Source organism: Vibrio navarrensis (assembly GCF_015767675.1).
Taxonomy (GTDB): Bacteria; Pseudomonadota; Gammaproteobacteria; order Enterobacterales; family Vibrionaceae; genus Vibrio.
Genome location: NZ_CP065217.1, coordinates 2,978,614 through 2,993,624 on the forward strand (window position 1 = coordinate 2,978,614; position 15,011 = coordinate 2,993,624).

At 48.4% G+C, this 15,011-nt stretch carries 14 protein-coding genes and 1 other RNA gene; 6 read left to right on the forward strand and 9 right to left on the reverse strand.

What is annotated here, in order from left to right; translation table 11 throughout:
* Window positions 1–11: 11 nt before the first annotated feature.
* Window positions 12–1,190, reverse strand: a complete 1,179-nt coding sequence (gene ubiH / locus I3X05_RS13990) for a 2-octaprenyl-6-methoxyphenyl hydroxylase (protein WP_045571252.1) — start codon at window positions 1,188–1,190, stop codon at window positions 12–14.
* Window positions 1,191–1,201: 11 nt separating this feature from the next.
* Window positions 1,202–1,777, reverse strand: a complete 576-nt coding sequence (locus I3X05_RS13995) for a YecA family protein (protein WP_045571253.1) — start codon at window positions 1,775–1,777, stop codon at window positions 1,202–1,204.
* Between the two features lie 247 nt (window positions 1,778–2,024).
* Here I3X05_RS13995 and I3X05_RS14000 point away from each other — a divergent pair, with 247 nt between their 5' ends.
* From I3X05_RS14000 to serA, 5 genes are all read left to right on the forward strand, one after another.
* Window positions 2,025–2,336, forward strand: a complete 312-nt coding sequence (locus I3X05_RS14000) for a cell division protein ZapA (RefSeq protein WP_045571254.1) — start codon at window positions 2,025–2,027, stop codon at window positions 2,334–2,336.
* 4 nt (window positions 2,337–2,340) lie between these two features.
* Window positions 2,341–2,525, forward strand: a non-coding RNA gene (gene ssrS, locus I3X05_RS14005) — 6S RNA.
* A gap of 5 nt (window positions 2,526–2,530) precedes the next feature.
* Window positions 2,531–3,130, forward strand: coding sequence for a 5-formyltetrahydrofolate cyclo-ligase (locus I3X05_RS14010; RefSeq protein WP_045571255.1), 600 nt, complete (start codon window positions 2,531–2,533; stop codon window positions 3,128–3,130).
* A 54-nt stretch (window positions 3,131–3,184) separates the two neighbouring features.
* The gene (rpiA, locus tag I3X05_RS14015; RefSeq protein ID WP_039430508.1) at window positions 3,185–3,841 is read left to right on the forward strand and encodes a ribose-5-phosphate isomerase RpiA; all 657 of its coding nucleotides are present in this window, start codon (window positions 3,185–3,187) and stop codon (window positions 3,839–3,841) included.
* Between the two features lie 259 nt (window positions 3,842–4,100).
* Window positions 4,101–5,330, forward strand: a complete 1,230-nt coding sequence (gene serA / locus I3X05_RS14020) for a phosphoglycerate dehydrogenase (RefSeq protein WP_045571256.1) — start codon at window positions 4,101–4,103, stop codon at window positions 5,328–5,330.
* 67 nt (window positions 5,331–5,397) lie between these two features.
* On the opposite strand, the gene I3X05_RS14025 is transcribed toward serA, so the two are convergent.
* Entirely contained in the window at window positions 5,398–6,093 is a 696-nt protein-coding gene (locus I3X05_RS14025) for an oxidative stress defense protein (protein ID WP_045571257.1), read from the reverse strand.
* A 106-nt stretch (window positions 6,094–6,199) separates the two neighbouring features.
* Window positions 6,200–7,096: a LysR family transcriptional regulator ArgP gene (locus I3X05_RS14030; RefSeq protein ID WP_045571258.1), complete on the reverse strand. Its 897-nt coding sequence runs from the start codon at window positions 7,094–7,096 to the stop codon at window positions 6,200–6,202.
* Window positions 7,097–7,229: 133 nt separating this feature from the next.
* On the opposite strand from I3X05_RS14030, the gene I3X05_RS14035 reads away from it, so the two are divergent.
* Entirely contained in the window at window positions 7,230–7,859 is a 630-nt protein-coding gene (locus I3X05_RS14035; protein WP_045571259.1) for a LysE/ArgO family amino acid transporter, read from the forward strand.
* 89 nt (window positions 7,860–7,948) lie between these two features.
* Here the strand turns inward: I3X05_RS14035 and mscS are convergent, their stop codons facing one another.
* From mscS to tkt, 5 genes are all read right to left on the reverse strand, one after another.
* A complete protein-coding gene (gene mscS / locus I3X05_RS14040; protein WP_045571260.1) occupies window positions 7,949–8,812 on the reverse strand; it encodes a small-conductance mechanosensitive channel MscS in 864 nt (287 codons plus the stop codon).
* A gap of 212 nt (window positions 8,813–9,024) precedes the next feature.
* Window positions 9,025–10,101 carry a class II fructose-bisphosphate aldolase gene (gene fbaA / locus I3X05_RS14045; protein ID WP_039430514.1) on the reverse strand — a complete coding sequence of 359 codons (1,077 nt, stop codon included), beginning with the start codon at window positions 10,099–10,101 and terminating at the stop codon, window positions 9,025–9,027.
* Window positions 10,102–10,257: 156 nt separating this feature from the next.
* Window positions 10,258–11,421: a phosphoglycerate kinase gene (locus I3X05_RS14050; protein WP_045571261.1), complete on the reverse strand. Its 1,164-nt coding sequence runs from the start codon at window positions 11,419–11,421 to the stop codon at window positions 10,258–10,260.
* A gap of 147 nt (window positions 11,422–11,568) precedes the next feature.
* Entirely contained in the window at window positions 11,569–12,594 is a 1,026-nt protein-coding gene (epd, locus tag I3X05_RS14055) for an erythrose-4-phosphate dehydrogenase (protein WP_045571279.1), read from the reverse strand.
* Window positions 12,595–12,707: 113 nt separating this feature from the next.
* The gene (gene tkt / locus I3X05_RS14060; protein ID WP_337970807.1) at window positions 12,708–14,702 is read right to left on the reverse strand and encodes a transketolase; all 1,995 of its coding nucleotides are present in this window, start codon (window positions 14,700–14,702) and stop codon (window positions 12,708–12,710) included.
* Window positions 14,703–15,011: the final 309 nt, after the last annotated feature.

Consider the following 15,011-nt stretch of genomic DNA (forward strand, 5'->3'; position numbering starts at 1 on the left):
TTGTTTACTCGTTATCGGCTCACCAGCCCTAAAGTCTGGCGAAGTAAAGGTTGTTTTAACAGCGAAAGATTGTCCATCAACCCTAAGCCAAGATTACGCCCGAGGCGCAAGCTAAGGTAATCATTGGAAAAAATATGCACTAAGGCACTTGTCATTTGAATCGTATTACGGCGGTCTGCTGCTCGTCTTTGCTTGAAGCGCATCAGCGTTGGGTAAGCGCCAACATCTTGCGCTGAGTTGACAATTTCTTCAGCTAAGCTGGCGACATCCCGAATGCCCAAATTAAACCCTTGCCCAGCGATTGGATGCAAGGTTTGCGCGGCGTTACCCACTACGGCAAAGCGGTGGGAAATGTTTTGCGTTCTATGGTGCAGTACCAATGGATAACTCACACGTTGCCCCACTCGCTTGAATGCGCCTAAACGCCAGCCAAACGCCTGTTGCAACTGGCCGAGAAACTCGCTGTCAGACAACGCCATGACTCGCGCCGCCTCTTGCGGTGGCAAGCACCAGACTAATGACATGCGATTGTCAGACATCGGGAGTAGCGCCAGCGGGCCATGTTCAGTAAAGCGCTCAAACGCCCGACCGAGATGCGACTCCTGAGTAACAATATTGGCAATGATCGCGGTTTGCTGGAAATCGTGCTTTTGCAACGCGAGGCCAAGTTGCTCACAACACGACGAGATGGCCCCATCGGCGGCCACCAGCAAACGTGAGGTCAGCGATTGGCCACTTTGCAACGTCAACTGAACTTGTTGCGGGTCACGCTGCGCATCGATAACGGCATCAGGCAGATAAACGTCTATCGACGGATGATGTTGTAGCCGCTGCTGATAAAATCGCCCAACGTCGGCCAACTCCACCACATAGCCTAACGCCTCCACCCCCACTTCTTGCACGCCAATGTTCGTCATGCCCGCATGCGAACGGTCGGAAACGTGAATATGGCGGATCGGCGTGGCCAAAGGCAACATCTCGTCCCAAAGGGCAAAACGTTTCAATAAGGTAACGGTACCGAATGAGAGCGCAATCGAGCGCGAATCAAAGCCAGGGTGCGACTGCGTCTCTACCGCATGAGGCTCAACCACCGCCACACGCAATCTATTCCCACTCAAATGGGCAATAGCCAAAGCCAAAGTGGCTCCTGCCATCGCACCGCCCGCAATCACAACATCATATTGCGCCATCGCCTACTCCATCAGTGAATCGTTGGGTTATCTTGCTTCTCAGCTTTCGCACCGAATTCTGCGTGGATGATCAAGGCGCACGCTTTAACATGCTCAATCACCTGTTCGAGCAGTTCAGCTTGTTCCGCTAAATCTTCTTCTTCGTCGATACCGAGGCGGGCAATTTCTTCCATGTCTGACAGCGCTTCTTTCGCCACTGTCGACGCTTGGTTCACTTTTGCCCCAGCAAGACCAAGGCCTGAAATAAAGTGGTTCACCCAATCGGACAAGCCATCAGCCAAAGCAAACAGCGCCTCGTCTCCTGAGTCATCTGGTAAGATCAGATTCAGCTCGATCTCACTGCTGGTCAGTTCGGCAGTGGTCGCTTTAAATAGATTCTCGGCCAACGTTAGCGCTTCATTTGGCCATCCCATACCATCATTGGTGTAGTCAAACAGCATTGGCTGCCAACTCAGAGAGTCAAGTGGCAATCCACCGCTCAACATGCCACACAGCAAGCCGTGTAATTCAGCAGGCGTCACGGCCAAACTGGCACTTTTTAGTACGGCAGATGCTTGTGGGTAGCTTGGCAATTGAATTTCGCTCATGATTCAGTCTTGTGATGAAAAATTGGTAGCGCCAATCGTACCATTTAGACCGTGGGGCGAAAACGACGACGTCACGGTTTTCTGAATAGCAATTAAGCAAATTGTCCAATTACTGTCACTTTGCCATGACATTTCACTCAGAGGCATGGTGAAAAGCTTGAATCTTCAGAGCGCTTTACCTATAGTTTGCTCCTCGGTCGTTGTTGAGTACAATACCTAAGTAAACGCGTTACAGAGTTAATTCATCATGAGCAACCAAGCGGTAGACGTTGAAATTCTTGGCAAAATGACCCGTGTCAGCTGTCCGGCAGGGCAAGAACAGGCATTGGTTGCCGCGGCTCAAGATCTCGATCGCCGATTGAAAGAGATGAGTGAACGTACTAAGGTAACTAATGAGACCCAATTGTTGACCTTCGCAGCACTCAACATCTGCTATGAACTCAACAGTAAGTTCAGTGAAGAGAATCAACAACAGGTACTCCTTACTGAACGGATGGAAAAATTGACCGCTTCTATTGAAGAAGCCTTAAGTAGCGTCAAGCAAGGATTGCATCGCTAAAGAATTTACCCTGGAGTGTTTGTCAGCGGGATTTACGTCCCTGAGCCGATAAGCAACAACCAAGGGTTGGTACTTGATAGCTATTGAGCAAGCTTGGCTCGCACCGAGAAGCCTACGGTTATCATTGCCGATCCGCCTTGAACCAGCTGGTTCAAGGGCCATAATCCGCAACGGCACTCTGGGGTACCCTTTCTATGCAGACATTGTCTCGTCAAGATTTTCGCCGCTTAATCCGCACTAAACGCAATGCCTTGTGCAGCGATACTCAATATCAAGCCGCTCTCGATCTTATCCACCAGTTTTCGCAGCTAAGCGAACTGCCGCAAGCGCAGCATATCGCACTCTATCTCTCTTCAGACGGAGAGTTGGATACCTCGCTGCTGATCCACTGGCTGTGGCAACAAGGCAAAGCCGTCTATCTGCCGGTCATTCATCCTTTCTCTCAAGGACAATTGCTGTTTTTGCATTACACGCCGCAAACTGCTTTAGTCTACAACCGCTATGGCATTCTTGAGCCCAAACTCGACCTAAGGCTGATTCAACCGCAGGCAAAATTGGATTTGATTTGCACCCCATTAGTTGGCTTTGATCGCCACGGACATCGTCTCGGCATGGGGGGCGGTTATTATGACCGCACGCTCTCGGGCTGGTTTACTACCGGAGTGGGCGCCAAGCCGATCGGCATCGCTCACGATTGCCAATACGTGGAAGCGTTGCCTGTCGAAGCATGGGATATTCCTTTGCCCAAGATCGTGACTCCAAGCCAGATCTGGCAATGGGAAATCGAGCACTAACTCGCTATAATCGCGCGGCACCGTTTACCCCCTTCATCAATTCAGGAGATGAGCATGACTCAAGATGAAATGAAAAAAGCCGCTGGTTGGGCAGCACTGAAATATGTAGAGAAAGGCAGTATTGTTGGCGTTGGTACTGGCTCAACCGTTAATCACTTCATCGATGCTCTGGGCACCATGAGCGAAGAGATCAAAGGGGCGGTTTCTAGCTCGGTCGCTTCTACCGAGAAACTCGAAGCACTTGGTATTAAAGTGTTTGATTGCAACGAAGTAGCGTCTCTGGATATCTATGTCGACGGCGCTGACGAAATCAACGCCGATCGCGAAATGATCAAAGGCGGCGGCGCTGCGCTCACTCGCGAAAAGATTGTTGCAGCGATTGCCGATAAGTTCATCTGTATCGTTGATGGCACAAAAGCCGTTGATGTACTGGGCACCTTCCCTCTGCCTGTTGAAGTGATCCCAATGGCTCGCTCTTATGTCGCTCGTCAGCTCGTTAAGCTTGGTGGCGACCCTTGCTACCGCGAAGGTGTTATCACCGACAACGGTAACGTGATCCTCGATGTCTACGGGATGAAGATCACCAACCCTAAAGAGCTAGAGAGCCAAATCAATGGCATTGCTGGCGTGGTCACCGTTGGTTTGTTTGCTCATCGCGGTGCCGATGTGGTGATCACGGGCACACCACAAGGGGCAAAAATCGAGGAATAATTCGCTGGCTTTGTGCTTATTTCCGTTATTTGCTTACAGACGGTGCCTTAGGGCACCGTTTTTTATCACTTTCACTAAGAAAATTATCTCTTATTCCGTAATTTTCTTACCCAAAGCAATTTTTTTTTGTTACTTTATTGAACAGAAGACGCACAAGGAAACGTTTGTCCTATAACAAAACTGTTAATTTTATCACTTTTAGCCGTTTTGCCGCATGTGCGCCACATTAGCCCACCTTTCCATTTTAAGGACGATAACAATGGCCAAAGTTTCACTGGAAAAAGACAAAATTAAGATCTTACTTCTTGAAGGCCTTCACCCATCTTCGGTAGAAGTACTGCAATCCGCTGGTTATACCAATATCGAGTACCATAAAGGTTCTCTTTCAGAAGAAAAACTTATCGAAGCGGTTAAAGATGCGCACTTCATCGGCATTCGTTCCCGCACCAACTTGACCGCAGACGTGATCAATGCGGCACAAAAGTTGGTTGCGATTGGTTGTTTCTGTATCGGTACCAACCAAGTAGACCTTAATGCGGCGGCCAAACGTGGTATTCCAGTGTTCAACGCGCCGTTTTCCAATACCCGCAGCGTAGCGGAACTTGTCCTTGGGCAAATTCTCCTGTTACTGCGTGGCATTCCTGAGAAAAATGCGCTGGCACATCGTGGTATTTGGAAGAAAAGTGCTGACAATTCCTATGAAGCGCGTGGTAAACGCCTAGGCATTATCGGCTACGGCCACATTGGTACTCAGCTGGGCATTATTGCTGAAAACTTAGGGATGCGCGTTTACTTCTACGATATTGAAAACAAGCTTTCGCTGGGTAACGCGACGCAAGTGCACACTATGAGCGAGCTACTTAACAAGTGTGATGTGATTTCGCTGCACGTACCTGAAACCCCAGATACCAAAGATATGATGGGGGCGGAAGAGTTCGCGCGCATGAAACCAGGCTCTATTTTCATCAACGCTGCACGCGGTACTGTAGTGGATATTGAAGCGCTCTGCCACGCCTTGGAATCGGGCCATTTGGCGGGCGCGGCTATCGACGTCTTCCCAGTGGAGCCGGCAACCAACGCCGATCCTTTTGAGTCACCATTGCAAAAATTCGACAACGTCATCCTCACCCCACACGTCGGTGGTTCCACTCAGGAAGCGCAGGAAAACATCGGCGTTGAAGTGGCGGGCAAACTGGCTAAGTACTCTGACAACGGCTCAACGCTGTCTAGTGTGAACTTCCCTGAGGTTTCTCTGCCAGAACATCGCAGTTGTTCACGTCTGCTGCACATCCACCAAAACCGTCCGGGCATTCTGACGCAAATCAACACCATTTTTGCCAAAGAAGGGATCAACATCGCAGGTCAGTATCTACAAACCTCAGCTGATATCGGTTATGTGGTGATTGACGTTGAAACAGAACGCTCCGAAGAAGCGCTGGTGAAACTGAAAGAGATTGAAGGCACGATCCGCGCGCGCATTCTGCACTAATCGCACATTCACGAGAAATCATACAAAAGGGCAGATTCTTCTGCCCTTTACTTTTGCCACTTCGCTTTTATTCCGCGAGCTGATAGATCACATCCACCTGATCACGAATGATCAAACTGGAGTCCTGATAACTGTTTGACTCCGCTTTTGCATCCATCGCCATAGAACGCATCAACACTGGCTGCACATTGGGCTGATTGTAGTTAATCTGCCAGATTTCGCCCAAGTTTTTACCGAAACCTTTCGCCAGTGAACTGGCTTTTTGCCGCGCATCATTAATCGCTTCTAAGCGCGCTTGTTGCTGATATTCTGCTTCATTGCTGACTTTAAGCTCGACGCTGTCGATCTGATTGATCCCTGCATTGAGCGCCAGATCTAAATAGTTGTTGAGCGCCGAGAGATCGTCCACTTGCACCGTGATGCTGCGTGAAGCGCGATAGCCAATAAGTTCAGGCTTAGCATTGTTTGGATAGTGATACTGCGGGGCAAGATAAAGATTGGAGCTGCGAATACTCTCTTTACCGATGCCGGCTTTATTGAGGCTATTGAGGAAAGTATCGACTGTACTATCAACCGACTGCTTGGCCGACTCCGCCGTCATGCTGGATTCAACCACTTTGACAGAAAACACCGCACTATCGGGAATCGCAACCACTTCACCATAGCCCGTCGTCGAGAGGTGGGCAAAATTCAGCGTATTGGCCAAGGCTGGCGTGCTGGTGATAAGCGCACTAACAAGCAGATAAGGAGAGAACCGTTTCATTTATCAAACCTTCTATTATCAGACACTTCTGATAATAGAAGGTTTGGCCAATTAACCAATATCTGGCGATGATTTCTTACACAATTTTGACGCGCTCAGCACATCTCTACTGCGGAAGATGGGACTGAGCATAGCTGATAATCGCTTGGGAGATTTCTTGCAAAATCCCCGTTTCCAATTGCCAATGATGCCAGTAAATACGGTTGGAGAGCAGAAAACCCGGAGTAATATCCACCAGTTCGCCCGCGGTTAACTCTCTTTCAATTTGCAATTTTGGGATCAAACAATAGGCGATTCCCGATACGGCTAATCGAACAAACGCCTCAGAACTGCCCACGTTATGGTTGATTACGCTATCTCTGGCAATATTGAAGTGATCCGAAAGAAACTTGCGATGTAAATCATCGTACTGATCGTAGGAAACCGCAGGCGCTTTGCTGAGCGTCTGGTAGTTCACGCCCTGCTGGAAATAGCGGCGAACAAAATCCGGGCTGGCCACACACACATAGTCCATTCGGCCTAAATAATCGGCTCGACACCCCGTAATTGGCTGAGATTCCAAACTGATCGCACCAGCTACTTCGCCACTTTTCAGCTTTTCAATCGAGCGCGACTCACCATAGATAGCCAAATTGAGCTCCACTTGTCGTTGCGTCATCACCTCTTTCAGCGCGGGCAAGAGCCAAGTCGCAAGGCTGTCAGCGTTAGTGGCCAGTGCCAACTGCACCGGTCTTGATACATCGTCGTTCATCAGTTCGGGAATCAATTCATGCTCAAGCAGGCGAATACGTCGATATAAGCCAATTAATTTCTTGCCAACGGGGGTCGCTTTGGGTGGTTGCTCGCGAATCAATACGGGCTGTGCAAGGAACTTCTCCAACTGTTTCACTCGCTGGGAGATAGCCGATTGGGAGATAAACAGCTCCTCCGCCGCCCGCTCAAAACCGCCTTGTGTTACCACGGCATTAAGCGCTTCTATCCATTTGTAATCCAATCCGCGCATCCAAATAACCCACCCTGAACTAATAATTAGACATTCTTATATATGATTAAAATCATTAATTACACTTATTAAGATAAAAGGGATACCTTGCTCACATTCTCTTATCTGTATCACTTTTTATCTGAGGTTTACCGTGAATTTCTGGCTGTTATTACAGGGATTTGGCTTAGGCGCGACCATGATTATTCCCATTGGTGCACAAAATGCCTTTGTGCTGAATCAAGGCATCAAAAGACAACATCATTTGACCACGGCCGCTATCTGCAGCGTACTGGATATGATTTTTATCTCTCTGGGTATTTTTGGTGGCGGCGCGATTTTGTCACAAAATGAGATGCTACTGACTTCCGTCACCTTAGGGGGAATTGCTTTTCTTGCCGTGTACGGTTTCATGTCGCTGCGCAGTGCGCTAAAACCGGGCTACACTGCTGAAAATAAACAGGAGATTACGGCACGCGGGCGTCGTACCGTTATTCTTGGTGCTTTAGCGGTCACTGTACTCAACCCGCACCTCTATTTGGATACCGTAGTGATTCTTGGCTCAATTGGTGGTCAGTTTGAAGGAAATGATCGAATTGCTTTTGCTCTCGGCACCATTTTGGCTTCTTTTGTCTGGTTTTATACCTTATCGATTGGCGCCGCAAAGCTCGGCCCAACGTTGTCAAAACCAAAGGTAAAACGCGGGATCGATATGCTGGTAGCCGCCATGATGTTTACTATCGCCTTTGTGCTAACCAAAGGGCTATATCTGCAGTACAGCTAATCTTACGTGCACGGCATATTTTGTTTCCTGATAAAGAAAAAGCGAGGCTTTTCGCCTCGCTTTGCGCTGTTCTCTATCAAGATAACAAGTTAGTTCATTTTGTTTAAGTGAACATCCATTTGTGGGAATGGGATCTCGATACCGTTGGCATCCAACGCCTCTTTAATCGCCTGCATATTGTCAAAGTAGACTGGCCAGTAATCTGCGGTTTTCACCCAAGGACGCACAACGAAGTTAACAGATGAGTCCGCCAGCGTGTGTACCCCAATAGTGATATCTGGATCTTTCAAAATACGCGGATCCTTTTCCAAGGTTTCACGCAACACCTGTTTGGTTTTCTTCAGATCCGATTTGTAAGAAACGCCAATCACCATATCTACACGGCGTGTTTCGTGACGAGAATAGTTTGTGATTGGTCCGCCAATCACCGATGAGTTAGGTACCACCACCATTTTGTTGTCTGGCGTTTTGAGTACTGTTTGAAAAATCTGGATCGCTTCAACGCTGCCTGCAACGCCACCCACTTCAACATAATCGCCCGACTTGAAAGGACGGAAAGCGACAATCAGCACACCTGCGGCAAAGTTGGACAAGGAACCTTGCAAAGCCAAACCAATCGCTAAACCAGCGGCACCAATCACAGCCACCACGGAAGCAGTCTGCACGCCAAGACGGCCAAGAGCAGCAATCAGCACAATGACAAACAAGAGGTAACGCACTAAGCCGTGAATAAACTGCACGACTGCCTTATCCATCTGTTTGCTTTCAAGTACTTTCGCGACGCTGTTTGCCACCGCTTTCACTATCATGTTACCAATGAACAGAATAATGATGGCGGAAATAATATTCACGCCGTATTGAATAAATAGGTCTGAGTTGTTCGTCAGCCAAGTTTCAGCCTGTGCCAGACTGTCTACAAGTGGAGTTTCAATCCCCACAGATTCACCTGCCATAATTTCTTTCCTCAATCTGTTACGAGCCTGTATGTATACGTGGCTATTTAGCGTGCCATTGATATGGGATACCCCACAAGGCAGCACTCATATCAATCTGTACAAGGTTAAGCAATTCTCGTCATATGTGCCAGAAATTTCACCATAAGTGATTAACAAGCATAAAAAAACCCGCTCAAATGAGCGGGCTTTTAGCAAAAATTTGCGACGAATTACAGTACGTCTACTGCGTTCAGGTCAGCAAAGGCTTTCTCAAGGCGAGCAACCATAGAAGCCTGACCAGCACGTAGCCATACGCGTGGATCGTAGTACTTCTTGTTCGGCGCATCTTCACCCGTTGGGTTACCGATCTGACCTTGCAGGTAATCGTGGTTTTCGGCTTCGTACTTACGGATGCCGTCCCAAGTTGCCCACTGAGTATCGGTATCGATGTTCATTTTGATCACACCGTAAGAGATAGACTCTTTGATTTCTGCTTCAGTAGAACCAGAACCGCCGTGGAATACGAAGTTCAGAGAGTTCGCTGGAAGACCGAATTTCTCAGAAACGTACGCTTGAGAATCACGTAGGATAGTTGGAGTCAGAACAACGTTACCTGGCTTGTAAACGCCGTGTACGTTACCGAAAGAAGCCGCGATAGTGAAACGGTGGCTCACTGCGTTCAATTTCTCGTATGCGTAAGCAACGTCTTCAGGAGAAGTGTACAGCTCAGAAGAGTCCATATCTGAGTTATCAACGCCATCTTCTTCACCACCAGTACAACCCAGTTCGATCTCGATTGTCATGTTCATTTTCGCCATGCGCTCTAGGTATTTAGCACAGGTTTCAACGTTCTCTTCTAGAGACTCTTCAGAAAGGTCTAGCATGTGAGAAGAGAATAGAGGCTTACCAGTTTGAGCGAAGAACTCTTCACCAGCGTCTAGCAGACCGTCGATCCATGGTAGAAGTTTCTTAGCCGCGTGGTCAGTGTGCAGAATCACTGGCACACCGTATGCTTCAGCGACAGCGTGAACGTATTTCGCGCCCGCTACTGCACCAAGAATTTGTGCGCCTTGACCTTCCAGTTTAACGCCTTTACCTGCGAAGAAAGCCGCGCCACCGTTAGAGAACTGAACGATAACTGGTGCTTTCACTTTCGCAGCCGCTTCTAGTACACCGTTAACAGAATCTGTGTTCACACAGTTCACTGCTGGAAGAGCGAAGTTGTTCTCTTTAGCTACTTGAAATACTTTTTGTACGTCATCACCAGAGATAACACCAGGTTTTACGAAATCGAAGATCTTAGACATGGATGGAATCCTATTTATCTGTCGTTTTAAAAACAAAACTTGTTAAGTTTAAATTCTTGCAAACGTTTGCTCACAACGGGCGTCATTCTAGCAGAAGAAACCGGCGCATGCAGCAAACAAGAAAGCGGGAGATTTCTCCCGCCCTCGACATATTGATTAAGCTTTAGCGCGTGCTTCTAGCATTTCAACCGCTGGAAGTACTTTACCTTCTACGAACTCAAGGAACGCACCGCCGCCAGTAGAGATGTAAGATACGTCCGCTTTGATACCGAACTTGTCGATCGCCGCTAGCGTGTCACCGCCGCCTGCTACAGAGAATGCTGGAGACTTAGCGATCGCTTCAGAAATGCCTTTAGTACCCGCTTCAAAGTTTTTGAATTCGAATACGCCTACCGGGCCGTTCCAAAGAATGGTTTTCGCGTTTGCGATGATTTCCGCTAGTGCTGCCGTTGAATCAGGGCCTAGGTCGAAGATCATGTCATCGTCTTGAACTTCAGAAACGTGTTTGATTTCTGCTTCTGCGTTCTCATCGAATGCTTTGGCACACGCAACGTCAGTGGCTACTGGAATCGCACACTCTTTCATCAGTTTTTGTGCTGTTTCCACTAGGTCAGCTTCGTACAGAGATTTACCTACATTGTGGCCTTCTGCTGCGATGAAAGTATTAGCGATACCACCACCAACAACCAGTTGATCAGCGATTTTTGATAGCGACTCAAGCACAGTCAGCTTAGTAGAAACTTTAGAACCACCAACGATAGCCACTAGAGGACGCTCTGGGTTGCTCATCGCTTTACCTAGTGCATCTAGTTCAGCAGCCAGTAGAGGACCCGCACACGCTACGTCAGCAAACATGCCAACGCCGTGCGTTGATGCTTGCGCACGGTGAGCGGTACCGAATGCATCCATTACGAATACGTCACATAGTGCCGCGTATTTCTTAGAAAGTTCTTCGTCGTTTTTCTTCTCGCCTTTGTTAAAGCGAACGTTTTCAAGAACAACCAATTCACCCGCGTTTAGCTCAAGACCGTCTAGGTAGTCTTTCGCCAGTTTCACTTCGCAATCTAGCGCGTCGTTTAGGTAGTTCACAACAGGTTGTAGAGAGAATTCTTCTGCGTATTCACCTTCAGTAGGACGGCCTAGGTGAGACGTCACCATCACTTTCGCGCCCGCTTCTAGGCACAGTTTGATCGTTGGCAGAGATGCGATGATACGTGCATCAGAAGTGACTTTGCCATCTTTAACTGGCACGTTAAGGTCAGCACGGATAAATACACGTTTACCTGCGAGATCCAGGTCAGTCATCTTGATTACAGACATGTTGTGTCCTCTCAAATATTAAAAATAAAGTTTTTGAAAACTCGGCAACCCTGCCAAGCCTGTTAATTCTTTAAACTGGTCTTGATATGGAGTTACTAGCAATTTATTTCAAGCCTAGAAATAAATTTTCTCCGTGGCGACTACAGACTACTTAGCCGCCTGCATTGCGAGCGCAGTATCCAGCATGCGATTCGCAAAGCCCCATTCGTTATCGCACCACACCAGCATTTTCACCAAATGCCCGTTACTGACTCGTGTCTGCGTTCCATCCACAATCGCACTATGCGGATCGTGGTTGAAATCGATGGAAACCAATGGCGCTTCAGTATAGTCAACAATGCCATGTAATGTACACTGAGACGCCTTCACTATGGTTTGATTTACGTCATTAACTTTCACATTTGTATTAATTGTGACGCTCAAATCCATCGCAGTGACGTTAACTGTCGGCACTCGCACCGAAATAGCTTCAAATTTGTTGGAAAATTTCGGGAATATTCTTTCAATTCCTTTATGCAACTTAGTGTCCACAGGAATGATGGACTGACTGGCAGCGCGAGTACGGCGCAGATCGGTGTGGTAAGCGTCAATCACCTGTTGATCGTTCATTGAGGAGTGAATGGTGGTGATGGTTCCAGATTCGATGCCAAAAGCATCATCGAGGGCCTTAATAATTGGCACGATGCAGTTGGTGGTGCAAGAGCCGTTAGACACAACTTTGTGCTGCGCGGTCAGCGTTTGATGATTGACGCCATAGATGATGGTGTTGTCCACATCGTTCGCGCCAGGATGAGAAAACAGCACTTTCTTCGCGCCTGCTTTGATGTGTTCTTGACCATCGGCTTGCGAGCCGTATACGCCAGTACAATCAAGCACTAAATCGACTTCTAAATCACGCCAAGGGAGTAAATCGATGTCAGCCAGATGAAGAATACGCACCGTATCCATTTCACCGTTGCTGTGATGAATGTAAATGTGTTCTTGGTCATTGCTGATTTTCTTACCAAAACGACCATGCGAGGTGTCGTATTGCAGCAAATGGGCCATGGCATCCGGCTGGGCCAGTTCGTTCACCGCCACCACCTTGATCTGCTGATGCTTACCGCTCTCATACACGGCTCTTAAAACATTACGACCTATACGTCCAAATCCATTGATCGCAACTTTTAGCATAATTCCATCGCCCCACATTTTTTTCGTGTCACGCATAGTAACTGATCGAAAACCTTTGCGCATTAAAATAAAAGCCGAGTCAGGTTGACTCGGCTTGTTCCACTTTGTAGCGTTTAAGCGATGATTTCTTTCGCGGTGTTCACCACGTTTTCTACTGTGAAACCAAACATCTTGAACAGTTGGTCCGCTGGCGCTGATTCACCGAAGGTGGTCATACCGATGATGCGACCGCCAAAGCCGACGTACTTGTACCAGAAATCGGCAATGCCCGCTTCGATAGCAATACGCGCTGTTACGTCTGATGGCAGTACCGCTTCACGGTAAGCGGCGTCTTGTTTGTCGAATGCATCGGTTGATGGCATGGAAACCACGCGCACTTTCTTACCTTCTGCGGTTAGTTGCTCAGCGGCTTTCACTGCGAGTTCAACTTCAGAACCCGTCGCGATAAGGATAAGCTCAGGCTTGCCTTCGCAATCTTTCAGGATGTAACCACCTTTGGCGATGTCTGTCACTTGCTGTGCCGTACGCTCTTGCTGCGCTAGGTTTTGACGCGAGAAAATCAGCGCTGATGGGCCATCTTTGCGCTCAATCGCCAGTTTCCATGCTACTGCTGATTCCACTTGGTCACATGGACGCCATGTGCTCATGTTTGGTGTTAGACGTAGCGATGCGATTTGCTCAACGGGTTGGTGAGTTGGGCCATCTTCACCCAAGCCGATAGAATCGTGCGTGTACACTTGGATGTTCTGAATCTTCATCAGAGCCGCCATACGCATTGCGTTACGTGCGTATTCCATGAACATCAGGAAGGTTGCGCCGTAAGGAACAAAACCACCGTGTAGTGCGATACCGTTCATAATAGCAGTCATACCAAATTCACGTACACCGTAGTGGATGTAGTTACCAGAGAAGTCGTTCGCTTCTAGAGATTTAGAACCCGACCACATGGTTAGGTTAGAAGGCGCTAGGTCAGCAGAGCCGCCCATGAATTCTGGCAGCATTTTACCAAACGCTTCTAGCGCGTTTTGCGATGCTTTACGTGACGCAATGTTTGCTGGGTTTGCTTGAAGATCAGCAATGATTTGGCTTGCTTTCTCTTCCCACTGCGCTGGCAGTTCGCCATTTACGCGGCGTTTGAACTCTGCGGCAAGCTCAGGGTACTCGGCTGCGTATGCCTCGAACTTCGCGTTCCAAGCGGCTTCTTTTGCAGCGCCTGCGGCTTTTGCATCCCACTGTGCGTATACATCAGCAGGGATTTCAAATGCTGGGTGTTCCCAACCTAGGAATTCACGCGCTGCGGCAATTTCTTCCGCGCCTAGCGGTGCACCATGACAGTCGTGCGAGCCTGATTTGTTTGGTGAACCAAAACCGATGATAGTCTTCGTACAAATTAGCGTAGGACGAGGATCCGCTTTAGCGGCTTCAATTGCTGCGTTGATCGCTTCAGCATTGTGACCATCCACTGCTGGGATAACGTGCCAGCCGTATGCTTCAAAACGCTTAGGCGTATCGTCAGAGAACCAGCCTTCGACGTGACCATCGATAGAGATGCCGTTGTCATCCCAGAATGCGATCAGTTTGCCTAGACCTAGCGTACCAGCAAGAGAGCAAGCCTCGTGCGAAATGCCTTCCATCAAACAGCCATCACCCATGAACACGTAAGTGAAGTGGTCGACGATGTCGTGGCCTTCTTTGTTGAATTGCGCTGCGAGCGCTTTCTCAGCCATTGCCATACCAACAGCGTTGGTGATGCCTTGGCCTAGCGGGCCAGTTGTTGTTTCGATGCCCGGTGCGTAGCCGTACTCTGGGTGACCTGGAGTCTTAGAGTGAAGCTGACGGAAGTTTTTCAGATCATCGATAGATAGCTCGTAACCGCTCAAGTGCAGTAGCGAGTAAATCAGCATAGAGCCGTGGCCGTTAGACAGTACGAAACGGTCGCGGTCCGCCCACTCTGGGTTTGATGGGTTGTGGTTTAGGTGGCCACGCCAAAGAACTTCAGCGATGTCCGCCATGCCCATAGGTGCCCCTGGGTGGCCTGAGTTTGCTTTTTGTACGCCGTCCATGCTGAGTGCGCGGATTGCATTAGCGAGATGTTTACGAGATGGCATGTCTGCTCCTGAGTGCATTAAGCGATGTAATAAGAAAAATTGCGCTGGCTATTTTCGCAAAGCAATCTCTGCTCTGCAAACGATTTACCCGAGAAATCCCCCTAGCAAACCATGCTCTACTTCACTGAAAGCGAAATAGAGCAAATTCTTCGCACTAGCAAGGCAAACGATTACTTTTGACTCATACTAAAAAATCACTTGTAATTCGAGTATTCAAAACTAGAATAGACGTCTAGATGTAGAAACACCTACAAATCGTATTTCATTCCCGGAGCTGAGAGCAAGTGTTCAGCTGCGAAAATCAATCAA

What these genes read in the sequence shown, in the direction of transcription:
- I3X05_RS13995 (WP_045571253.1), bottom strand. Translation starts at nt 1,777, where the DNA reads ATGAGCGAAATTCAATTGCCAAGCTACCCACAAGCATCTGCCGTACTA.
- I3X05_RS14025 (WP_045571257.1), bottom strand. Translation starts at nt 6,093, where the DNA reads ATGAAACGGTTCTCTCCTTATCTGCTTGTTAGTGCGCTTATCACCAGC.
- I3X05_RS14010 (WP_045571255.1), top strand. Translation starts at nt 2,531, where the DNA reads ATGCAGACATTGTCTCGTCAAGATTTTCGCCGCTTAATCCGCACTAAA.
- I3X05_RS14050 (WP_045571261.1), bottom strand. Translation starts at nt 11,421, where the DNA reads ATGTCTGTAATCAAGATGACTGACCTGGATCTCGCAGGTAAACGTGTA.
- epd (WP_045571279.1), bottom strand. Translation starts at nt 12,594, where the DNA reads ATGCTAAAAGTTGCGATCAATGGATTTGGACGTATAGGTCGTAATGTT.
- fbaA (WP_039430514.1), bottom strand. Translation starts at nt 10,101, where the DNA reads ATGTCTAAGATCTTCGATTTCGTAAAACCTGGTGTTATCTCTGGTGAT.
- I3X05_RS14030 (WP_045571258.1), bottom strand. Translation starts at nt 7,096, where the DNA reads ATGCGCGGATTGGATTACAAATGGATAGAAGCGCTTAATGCCGTGGTA.
- rpiA (WP_039430508.1), top strand. Translation starts at nt 3,185, where the DNA reads ATGACTCAAGATGAAATGAAAAAAGCCGCTGGTTGGGCAGCACTGAAA.
- serA (WP_045571256.1), top strand. Translation starts at nt 4,101, where the DNA reads ATGGCCAAAGTTTCACTGGAAAAAGACAAAATTAAGATCTTACTTCTT.
- mscS (WP_045571260.1), bottom strand. Translation starts at nt 8,812, where the DNA reads ATGGCAGGTGAATCTGTGGGGATTGAAACTCCACTTGTAGACAGTCTG.
- I3X05_RS14000 (WP_045571254.1), top strand. Translation starts at nt 2,025, where the DNA reads ATGAGCAACCAAGCGGTAGACGTTGAAATTCTTGGCAAAATGACCCGT.
- tkt (WP_337970807.1), bottom strand. Translation starts at nt 14,702, where the DNA reads ATGCCATCTCGTAAACATCTCGCTAATGCAATCCGCGCACTCAGCATG.
- ubiH (WP_045571252.1), bottom strand. Translation starts at nt 1,190, where the DNA reads ATGGCGCAATATGATGTTGTGATTGCGGGCGGTGCGATGGCAGGAGCC.